At 42.0% G+C, this 8749-nt stretch carries 14 protein-coding genes; 8 read left to right on the top strand and 6 right to left on the bottom strand.

The annotated features are described in order from the left end of the window. Nucleotides 1-263 precede the first annotated feature (263 nt). Nucleotides 264-809, top strand: a complete 546-nt coding sequence (locus ACM0OX_RS26615; RefSeq protein ID WP_414517941.1) for a dual specificity protein phosphatase family protein — start codon at nucleotides 264-266, stop codon at nucleotides 807-809. Between the two features lie 43 nt (nucleotides 810-852). Further along, nucleotides 853-1542 carry an SAM-dependent methyltransferase gene (locus ACM0OX_RS26610; RefSeq protein ID WP_414517940.1) on the top strand — a complete coding sequence of 230 codons (690 nt, stop codon included), beginning with the start codon at nucleotides 853-855 and terminating at the stop codon, nucleotides 1540-1542. Between the two features lie 65 nt (nucleotides 1543-1607). Here ACM0OX_RS26610 and ACM0OX_RS26605 read toward each other — a convergent pair whose 3' ends face one another. The 6 genes from ACM0OX_RS26605 to ACM0OX_RS26580 all read right to left on the bottom strand — a co-directional run bounded on the left by ACM0OX_RS26605 (nucleotide 1608) and on the right by ACM0OX_RS26580 (nucleotide 3813). After that, complete coding sequence (locus tag ACM0OX_RS26605; RefSeq protein WP_414517938.1) at nucleotides 1608-1931, bottom strand: type II toxin-antitoxin system PemK/MazF family toxin; 324 nt, start codon at nucleotides 1929-1931, stop codon at nucleotides 1608-1610. Next, complete coding sequence (locus tag ACM0OX_RS26600) at nucleotides 1925-2185, bottom strand: AbrB/MazE/SpoVT family DNA-binding domain-containing protein (protein ID WP_414517937.1); 261 nt, start codon at nucleotides 2183-2185, stop codon at nucleotides 1925-1927. Before ACM0OX_RS26600 ends, ACM0OX_RS26605 begins: the two co-directional genes overlap by 7 nt. A 189-nt stretch (nucleotides 2186-2374) precedes the next feature. Next, the gene (locus ACM0OX_RS26595; protein ID WP_414517935.1) at nucleotides 2375-2728 is read right to left on the bottom strand and encodes a type II toxin-antitoxin system RelE/ParE family toxin; all 354 of its coding nucleotides are present in this window, start codon (nucleotides 2726-2728) and stop codon (nucleotides 2375-2377) included. Next, a complete protein-coding gene (locus ACM0OX_RS26590; protein ID WP_414517934.1) occupies nucleotides 2725-2979 on the bottom strand; it encodes a hypothetical protein in 255 nt (84 codons plus the stop codon). Before ACM0OX_RS26590 ends, ACM0OX_RS26595 begins: the two co-directional genes overlap by 4 nt. A gap of 105 nt (nucleotides 2980-3084) precedes the next feature. Then, nucleotides 3085-3333, bottom strand: coding sequence for a DUF4926 domain-containing protein (locus ACM0OX_RS26585; RefSeq protein ID WP_414517932.1), 249 nt, complete (start codon nucleotides 3331-3333; stop codon nucleotides 3085-3087). Between the two features lie 6 nt (nucleotides 3334-3339). Beyond that, nucleotides 3340-3813, bottom strand: coding sequence for a hypothetical protein (locus ACM0OX_RS26580; RefSeq protein ID WP_414517931.1), 474 nt, complete (start codon nucleotides 3811-3813; stop codon nucleotides 3340-3342). A gap of 174 nt (nucleotides 3814-3987) precedes the next feature. On the opposite strand from ACM0OX_RS26580, the gene ACM0OX_RS26575 reads away from it, so the two are divergent. The 6 genes from ACM0OX_RS26575 to ACM0OX_RS26550 all read left to right on the top strand — a co-directional run bounded on the left by ACM0OX_RS26575 (nucleotide 3988) and on the right by ACM0OX_RS26550 (nucleotide 8354). After that, nucleotides 3988-4233: a UPF0175 family protein gene (locus ACM0OX_RS26575; RefSeq protein WP_163928872.1), complete on the top strand. Its 246-nt coding sequence runs from the start codon at nucleotides 3988-3990 to the stop codon at nucleotides 4231-4233. After that, on the top strand, nucleotides 4230-4718 hold the full coding sequence (locus ACM0OX_RS26570; protein ID WP_414517930.1) for a DUF3368 domain-containing protein: 489 nt from the start codon (nucleotides 4230-4232) through the stop codon (nucleotides 4716-4718). Before ACM0OX_RS26575 ends, ACM0OX_RS26570 begins: the two co-directional genes overlap by 4 nt. A gap of 246 nt (nucleotides 4719-4964) precedes the next feature. After that, nucleotides 4965-5816 carry an ABC transporter ATP-binding protein gene (locus ACM0OX_RS26565; protein ID WP_414517929.1) on the top strand — a complete coding sequence of 284 codons (852 nt, stop codon included), beginning with the start codon at nucleotides 4965-4967 and terminating at the stop codon, nucleotides 5814-5816. Continuing rightward, nucleotides 5773-6627: an ABC transporter permease gene (locus tag ACM0OX_RS26560; protein WP_414517928.1), complete on the top strand. Its 855-nt coding sequence runs from the start codon at nucleotides 5773-5775 to the stop codon at nucleotides 6625-6627. The genes ACM0OX_RS26565 and ACM0OX_RS26560 overlap by 44 nt, the downstream gene beginning before the upstream one ends. Nucleotides 6628-6646: 19 nt before the next feature. After that, on the top strand, nucleotides 6647-7120 hold the full coding sequence (locus tag ACM0OX_RS26555; RefSeq protein WP_114083091.1) for a MarR family winged helix-turn-helix transcriptional regulator: 474 nt from the start codon (nucleotides 6647-6649) through the stop codon (nucleotides 7118-7120). Then, complete coding sequence (locus tag ACM0OX_RS26550) at nucleotides 7086-8354, top strand: MFS transporter (RefSeq protein ID WP_414517927.1); 1269 nt, start codon at nucleotides 7086-7088, stop codon at nucleotides 8352-8354. Before ACM0OX_RS26555 ends, ACM0OX_RS26550 begins: the two co-directional genes overlap by 35 nt. The last annotated feature ends 395 nt before the right edge of the window (nucleotides 8355-8749 follow it).

Below are 8749 nucleotides of genomic sequence, written 5' to 3'. Positions count from 1 at the left end.
TGATGGCATTATCTAGACTTCATAGATGATTCTTTTTGTCAATGCGTAAGTCCTACATTCGATCTACCTTATTCTCTTACAGGTAAGTATTAGATGCAGTGCAGTATCAGTCTAAAGCAAGATATTAGGGTATACGTAGGTATTGTATTAGGTCTTTGATATAGTTACTTTAGCTGGCATCGGCTGTAGAGAGATTTTTAAACTGCCATCGCTATTTTCTGCCATTAGTGAGATTTATCAACCTCGACTCTAGACAGTTAAATATGTACAAATTTGCCCCAGCTTGGGAGAAGGAGCAAATAGTCTTTGGTGCTGCGCGACCTGGATACACTGACAAGAATGTTCAAGATTGGATAGAATTCATAAAGCGCCAAGATATCAAGCGTGTTTGCTGTCTTCTTGATGAACAACAGTTAGCTTCTTACTCCAATCTTCTAAACACATACAAACAGGAATTTGGGAATCAGGTGGTTTGTTGGGTACCAATTGCAGATTTCCATCTATGTGATTTAGAAACTCTCACACAGAAAATACTTCCTTTCTTAATAGAAGCAGATAAAGAAAATGAGAAAGTCGTTGTCCATTGCTCTGGTGGAATTGGAAGTACTGGACATATATTAGCGGCATGGCTAGTTAGTGTCCGAGGATTATCAAATCAAGCTGCAATAAATGCTGTCAAAAAAACAGGTAGAAATCCTTATGAAGCTGAGATCGCTGCTGTATTTAGAGGTAGAAATCCCTTGACAGTTGTAAAAGAGCTTAACGCGCTTCTAAATGATTGTCGTCTCGCAGTGAATAAAACATTTTGATGCTATCATCCTGTTTAATCAGTCTATTGATGAGATAAATTCTATGGCAATGATTCTAGATAAAGTAGTTCCTTTTGGGAGGTCAATGGATGAATATATAAAAATATTCAATTTAACAAATGCAGATTTAAATAAAAGCATTATTGGAATTGGGGATGGGCCAGCAAGCTTTAATGCAGAAATGACAAGTCAGGGTAAAAGTGTAGTTTCTGTTGACCCACTATACCAATTTTCCAGTGATGAAATATTGAAAAGGTTTGATGAAGTGGTAGATAATATCATTAATCAAGTCAAGGCTACATCGAATGATTGGGTATGGAGCTATCATAAATCTCCAGATGATTTACGACACAATCGCGTGAAAGTTATTCGAGAATTTCTGTCTGATTATGAAACTGGCAAAAAAAGCAACAGATATGCAGTCGGTGAATTGCCAAAATTAGCATTTAATAATCAAGAATTTGAGATAGCCCTTTGTTCACATTTATTGTTTTTATATTCAGACCATCTCGATTACAATTTTCATCTAGATTCTATAGGTGAGATGCTCCGTATTGCTAAAGAAGTCAGAATATTTCCCCTCTTAACTTTAATGTGGGAACATTCACAACATTTAGATGAAATCGTAAAATATTACACTTCAAAAGGTTACAAAGTAGATATTGAAAAGGTTGAATATGAACTACAGCCGGGTGGAAATAAAATGTTGAAGATAACCAGAGATGTTATATAGTTTATACTCATAGAAAATGGGTATAACCATTACAGTGGAATCTCATAACCATCGGGTATATACGATTATTCGGCAAACATTTCTGCTAAGGTATCCAAAACTGCTTTTTGTTCATCAGAGTTAATCTGACCTAGCTTTTTTACTAATCGAGTTTTGTCAACTGTACGAATTTGATCTAGAACGATTTGCCCATCCTTACCTTGAAACTGACAAGCAGCACGAGTCGGATAAGACTGTCCTTTAGTTGTCATCGGAGCAACAATAACCGTGGCAATATATTTATTCATCTCATCTGGTGAAATTACTACACAAGGTCTTGTCTTCTGAATCTCACTGCTAATGGTTGGGTCGAGGTTAACCAAAAACACATCAAATCGATTGACTACCACTCCCACTCTAGATGCTCCCACTCTGTAGTTACGGCATCATCGAGCAGTGCATCGTCGTGTTGCTTCGCCATTCTTGCAAATGCTTCATCCCACCCCTTACGCGATTTAGAGGCAGCACGGACAATTAGGTGACAATCTTGAATTTCAATTTCCACCTCTTCACCAATACCACTTTGTTCCAGCAGAAGTTTAGGAATGCGGATACCTTGAGAATTCCCAATTTTAACAATACGGGTTCTAATTGCTGTCCCCATGAGAATACTTGTCCTTGATTGTAATTACATTGTGATTACTAATCAGGCTTTTGTCAAGAAGCGCTCAATTTTTCAATAATTTTTAATGCGTAGGCGTAGCCAGCCGTAGGCATCGCTCTCAAAATTACCAGATGCGATCGCTCTGCTGGTATATAGTTTAATATGCTCCAGGCTAGCCCTTTGTGGTTACTAGTCTTTAGTCGTCTCAGAGTTATCCAGTACTTCACCAAGGGTCTGCTGTGCAGTGTGACGGATATGAAGAACACGCACTGTCGGGACTTCTTGTCCTGCCAAAATTGTGAAAATTATTCGGTATGAGTTGCGTCCTCGACCGTAAAGTATCTGGCGAATTTCTTGGCTAAAATAATCATTTTCTCTAGCTAGAGAACATCGGCTTGGCATTTGCGATAAAGACTCAATGACTTGTAGTAATCCTGCATACCACTGACTTGCCCTTTCAGGATAAGTAAGTTGAGATAACTGCAAAAATGTGCTGTCTGCTTCTGCTTCAGCTAAACTAGAGATTTCAATGCGGTATTTCATGAATCGGCTGGCAGATTATACTTGCGACGCTGCTCGTCAGCAAAATCATCAAATGAACGGAATCTACCTGCTTCAAAGTCTTCTAATCCTTGCTGAATACCCTTAATAGCTGCTTCTGAGTCTTGTACCTCCCACTCTAGGACAGCCTCTAGCAATTGGGCTGCAACGAAACTAACATCTTGCCCTTGCTGTGCAGCTTTCTCGCGCAGTCGTGCTTCTAATTCTGGGCTAAGGGAAACAACGATCGCCATAATCGGATATTTTGTGGAAGGTTTATAGATATGATCTTATTTCAGAATATCTGATAAAGCTGCGTAGGCGTAGCCAGCCGTAGGCATTGCTCTGGGCACAACAACTTAGGCTGTCACCATTGACCGTAATGAATCAGGGGATGCTGGCTCAAAATGTAACACCATAATTTGCTCTGGGCGTAAACCGACAGATTCATAAGTGCGGCCAGAGCGATCGCTAAATTCAACCTCAAACGCAGCACCGCCAGCTAATAATTCTACTACTGTGCCAACTTGACCACGGTACAGGTTGTATTTAGGCAGATCAACTGTCAGTGCTACTACATCCAGCAACTCAATTCTACTTTTATTCATACTTCATCACTTTGGTGGAGGCAAGGAACCCCTGAAATCTCCGCCGTCCCAATCAGATCCATCAAGCCAGCCATCATCCTCAGCATCCCACAACAACATATATACAAGTAACAAGGTATTGATAAATCGCTCTACAGGAATTTCCCAATGTTTAGCCATCTTGTCTAATTTCACTTTTGTTACTGAATTCGATGATGCAAAACATTGCAACACATCATCGTGGCTACAAGACCATCCAGAAGTGAATTTATCAAAATAAGGTTTATATTTCTCTGTTGGATGACCTTTCTTAAAGTTAGTAAAGCGAACTTCTTTAAAGAAGTCTAGTTTTAGACCAGCAACAAGCCCATCAGAATCTTTACCATAAATATAGTAATAAAGTGAAATACCTTGACCATTAAAACTGCGAGTAGCGCGAATAATTCTGGGAGGGACGAAATCATCTCCCTCGAAATCTGCAAGAACATCCTTTATTGCCATATAGACCGTATTCAGTACTCAAGTATTATTCTTAGGATTTCCAAACCAGAACAAAGCGTTACATTATGACATGAACAAGATTTATAAAAAGGATACGGTTCGATTTATTTACCTGATTATCACTTGGCGATGCTCAAGCTGCTTAGAATAGTAGTGATAGAGAGGATTATAATTATGAACGTCGTTATTCCTAATGAAATATTAACCGCAACTCGGATGACTGAAGGCGAAATGAAGCAGGAAATTGCAGTGATGCTCTTTCAAAAAGAAAAGTTAACCCTAGCTCAAGCCAGCCGATTTGCAGGCATGAATCGTATAGCATTTCAGCATCTACTTGCAAGCCGTCAAATCTCAGTGCATTATGGGGTCGAGGATTTTGACCAAGATATAGAAAACTTGCGGGCGATGGGTAGACTGTGATCATTGTCAGTGATACTTCACCCATTAATAACCTCGCCGCCATTAACCATCTTCATTTACTACAACAGCTTTACGGAACAGTCCTAATTCCTGAAGCTGTCTACCGAGAACTGACTGATCCCAACTTTCCAGTTGCAGGTGCAATTGAAGTCCAAACTTTTATCTGGATTCAAACTCGTCCAGTTCAAGATCGAACATTGGTTGAAGCACTCAGCAATGAACTGGATATTGGTGAAGCTGAAGCGATCGCTCTAGCGTTGGAAATGAAAGCAGAGCAAGTTTTGATTGATGAACGTCGTGGCCGCACGGTTGCAGCTAGGCTAAATCTTGGTTACACAGGGATTTTAGGAATTTTGGTTGAAGCTAAAAGCCAAAGGCTGATTTCTGCTGTGAAACCTTTGTTAGATGCTCTGATTAACCAAGCAGGATTCTGGGTGGCAGAACCTTTATACAATAGAGTTTTGCAGCTTGTTGATGAAAATTAAATGCGGCATAGACTTTCTAACTGAGCAGCAGTAGGGATTCTGAACATTTCTTCACCTATTGACTATCCTAGCAAGTGTTTGCGGTCAATTTTTCAGTAATACTTCGCCCATCAAGAACCTCGCCGCCACTCTACTGAATTTCTTTTTACTCTGATTCAACTTTATGCCAGAAGTCTATTGACTTCTGGTAAATCTATTGAGAAGCTAATAGTTAGATTTACTAATTAATAGAAGTGCATCAAACTTGTGACAATACTGACGGGAAAAATAAATCGATCGCAATCTCCTAGCGAACCAAAACGGTTGATTTTGGAAACTCAGGGACTCACACGCCGTTTTGGTAAGTTAACCGCAGTTAATAACCTGAGCATATCTGTGGAACAAGGTGAAGTATTTGGGCTGCTTGGCCCCAATGGTGCAGGGAAAAGTACAGTTATCAAAATGTTGACAACTTTGCTGCCTATCAGTGCAGGGAAAGCAACCTTAGCTGGCTATGACGTGGCTCGTCAACCAAATCCTGTGAGACGAGCTATCGGCTATGTCCCCCAGGCGCTCTCTGCTGATGGTAGTCTCACGGGTTACGAAAATCTCTTAATCTTCGCCAAGCTGTATGGAATACCTGCCAAAGGACGCGATCGCCGCATCTATGAAATTCTAGAATACATGGGTTTGCAAGATGCGGCAAAACGCTTGGTACGAAACTACTCTGGTGGGATGATCCGCAAGCTGGAAATTGGCATATCAGTTCTACATCAACCCCAAATTTTGTTTCTTGATGAGCCGACTGTCGGACTAGATCCCATCGCTCGAACTCAAGTATGGCAACTTGTACTACAACTCGGTGCTGATTACGGCACAACTATATTTTTAACAACCCACTTTTTAGAAGAAGCGGATAGTTTATGTAACCGAGTGGCGATTATGCAGCAAGGTGAAGTCGTTACTACAGGTACACCAAACGACTTAAAAGCTTCTTTAGATAACCCAAATGCAACTTTGGATGATGTCTTTATTCACTATACAGGCGACCAGTTAACATCAGGAGTCAACTACCGTGACACAGCAAGAACCAGACGTACTGCTCAACGGTTGGGTTAAAGCACCACCCACTGTCCGAGTAAATTTGATCTCTGCAATTAAAGAGCTAGTTACGAAAACCCTGGCGATCGCAGAATTAGAAATACGTAAACTCCGCCACGATCCCACTGATTTAGTCGTTCGGGCTGTGCAACCAGCTTTATGGCTGCTAATTTTTGGGCAAGTTTTCGCTCGAACTCGCGCGATTCCTACAGGGAACTTACCCTATTTGGACTTTATTTCTGCTGGCATTTTGGCTCAGAGTATTCTGTTCGTGGCAATTTTCAGTGGTGGAATGACGCTAATCTGGGAGCGAGATTTAGGCATTGTCCATAAATTTTTAGCTAGTCCTACGCCTCGCGTGGCGATGGTGTTGGGCAAAGCCCTGGCGTGTGGGGTGAGGTGCTTATCTCAGGTAATATTCATTTACGGATTAGCATTTTTATTAGGTGTCAAACTAAATCTTCATCCCCTAGCTATTCTCCAAGTACTCCTGCTAGTCATAATGGGGGCGGGAACATTTTGTATTTTTTCATTAATTATTGGCTGTTTGGTGAAAAGCCGAGAAAGGATGACGGGTATTGGACAATTGTTAACCATGCCGTTATTTTTTGCGAGCAATGCCATCTATCCGATTTCTTTGATGCCCAGTTGGTTAAAGTTCATTTCCCATTTAAATCCGTTGACTTATCTGGTTGACGGGTTACGCAGCACCATGCTGTTAAACGGCACTAGCATCTATGGCTTTGGTCTGGATTGTACAATTCTCTTATTCACATTAATCATTTTGGCCATCCTTGGTGGAAAACTTTATCCACGGGTGGCCATGTAACTAGGAGAACAACAAGCCCATGACCTTGGATAAACCTAATCAAGGTGCAACTTCCGAAGAATGTGCCGCTAGAGTAATGGAGACAGTTCCATTAGTGATGCGGTTTATCCGAGCGGATATGCGTGCCCATAGTGCCGCTTTTTTATCTATACCTCAATTGCGATCGCTAGCATTTATCAACCGCAATCCTGGGGCTTCATTATCTGATCTGGCAGAGCATTTAGGTGTCACCTCTGCCACGGCATCAGCAACCATAGAACGCTTAGTACAACGCGACTTTGTGAAACGGATTGCCCATCCTCAAGAGCGGCGGCGGGTGCTGCTCAATTTAACTGAAGATGGAAAACACCATCTCAAGCAATCCCAAGATCAAACTCGCGCTCATATTACCGATTTGCTGACAGGTCTTTCAGAAGACCAAATTTCCAACATTGAAGAAGGCTTAACTCTACTAAAAAATGTCTTCGAGAAAACAGAACTCAAAGCCCCATAACTTTGAGGTTGCACAGCACGATCCCTTTGCAGCCTTTAAGTTTCGAGACTATCGGCTATTTACCATCGGACGGCTAGTACTGTTCGTAGGGTCGCAAATGCAAACTGTAGCGATTGGCTGGGAACTCTATGAGCGGACTAACTCAGCGATCGCTTTAGGTGGTGTAGGACTGGCGCAAGTCTTGCCGATGATTGCTCTCACATTGATTGTCGGACATGTAGCCGATCGCCGCGATCGCAAACTCACCATGTTACTGTCGGTAATACTGCTAGCCCTCTGCTCGCTGGCTTTAGCAGTTCTTTCCTATACTCAAGGTGCAATTTTTCTAATTTACGCCTGTTTGGTATTAACAGGTGTTGCTAGGGCATTCCTCAAACCTGCCAGTGATGCTCTGATGTGGCAATTGATACCTGTCACAGCTTTCACCAATGCAGCCACTTGGAATAGTAGTAGCTTTCAGTTAGCCGCAGTTATCGGCCCAGCCTTCGGGGGATTCGGGATTGCGCTATTGGGAAGTGCTACAGGAGTTTATGTATTAGCAGCGATCGCAGCGTTGCTGTGTTTTATGTTAACGCTGGCGATTAAAGAGCAAAAAGCCATCCGCACAACTGAGCCAATTTCATTCAAAGCGCTCTCAGCCGGCGCTAAATTTGTTTGGCAGAATCAGTTGATTTTAGCAGCGATTACATTAGATATGTTTGCAGTATTGTTGGGTGGTGCGATCGCGCTCCTCCCAATTTTTGCCAAAGATATTTTACATGTGGGACCAGTGGAGTTGGGATATCTCCAAGCAGCCCATTCCATCGGTGCTTTAACTATGGCCATTACCCTGGCGTATTTACCACCGTTACGCAAAGCAGGCCCGTCCTTATTGTGGTCAGTCGTTGGCTTTGGCGTTGTCACAATTATCTTTGGACTTTCTCGTTCCTTTTGGCTGTCTATGTTAATGTTGACCCTTGGTGGCGCACTAGATAGTATTAGCGTTGTGATTCGCCATACATTAGTTCAAATCAGAACACCGGATCATTTGCGAGGTCGGGTTGCTGCTATTAATAGCGTGTTTATTAGTGCCTCAAATGAATTAGGCGGCTTTGAGTCTGGCTTGACTGCTGCTTTATTTGGCCCAGTGATTTCTGTTGTGGGTGGTGGAATTGGCACAATTGTAGTAGTGATTGTTACAGCTATGATTTGGCCGGGAATTCGCAAGTTAGGAGCTTTGCAAGAGTATAAATAGAAGTACTGGTCTATTAGATATCAGATAACAAAAATCCCACTTCAGCAAGAGATAACAATCACAATCTTCTAGCTTTTATACGGGTGGGATTTGTGTTTGTGCCTTCAGTTGGAACACCATACTTAGAAAGGTCGAAACTGCCTTCTTTTGGGAACTTAGCAAAATCGAATGTGTCAGCCGTTGGTATATCAAATGCGCCTCCAGATGCAAACGGAGCGCTGACGTTCGTATACCTAAAAAATTACCTAGAGTGGGAGGGCAATAAAGCTGTTCCTTGACTGCTAGGTGCAGCGTCTCGCTCAGAAGGATGCAAAGAGGCAAGCTATGCAGAGTCTCTTATCGAGAATAAAAGGAAGAGATAAGTTAAGATTTATTCGGCGCAAGTTTAGAGACAG

Origin of the sequence: Nostoc sp. PCC 9305, from assembly GCF_963920915.1 — a bacterium.
Taxonomy (GTDB): domain Bacteria; phylum Cyanobacteriota; class Cyanobacteriia; order Cyanobacteriales; family Nostocaceae; genus Nostoc.
Note: the sequence above shows the minus strand (reverse complement) of the source record. Positions and strands in the feature narration are given on the sequence as shown.

Coding starts and splice junctions, on each gene's coding strand:
- ACM0OX_RS26580 (WP_414517931.1), bottom strand. CDS start 3,813: ATGGCAATAAAGGATGTTCTTGCAGATTTCGAGGGAGATGATTTCGTC.
- ACM0OX_RS26585 (WP_414517932.1), bottom strand. CDS start 3,333: ATGAATAAAAGTAGAATTGAGTTGCTGGATGTAGTAGCACTGACAGTT.
- ACM0OX_RS26555 (WP_114083091.1), top strand. CDS start 6,647: ATGACCTTGGATAAACCTAATCAAGGTGCAACTTCCGAAGAATGTGCC.
- ACM0OX_RS26590 (WP_414517934.1), bottom strand. CDS start 2,979: ATGGCGATCGTTGTTTCCCTTAGCCCAGAATTAGAAGCACGACTGCGC.
- ACM0OX_RS26615 (WP_414517941.1), top strand. CDS start 264: ATGTACAAATTTGCCCCAGCTTGGGAGAAGGAGCAAATAGTCTTTGGT.
- ACM0OX_RS26575 (WP_163928872.1), top strand. CDS start 3,988: ATGAACGTCGTTATTCCTAATGAAATATTAACCGCAACTCGGATGACT.
- ACM0OX_RS26595 (WP_414517935.1), bottom strand. CDS start 2,728: ATGAAATACCGCATTGAAATCTCTAGTTTAGCTGAAGCAGAAGCAGAC.
- ACM0OX_RS26550 (WP_414517927.1), top strand. CDS start 7,086: ATGTCTTCGAGAAAACAGAACTCAAAGCCCCATAACTTTGAGGTTGCA.
- ACM0OX_RS26610 (WP_414517940.1), top strand. CDS start 853: ATGGCAATGATTCTAGATAAAGTAGTTCCTTTTGGGAGGTCAATGGAT.
- ACM0OX_RS26600 (WP_414517937.1), bottom strand. CDS start 2,185: ATGGGGACAGCAATTAGAACCCGTATTGTTAAAATTGGGAATTCTCAA.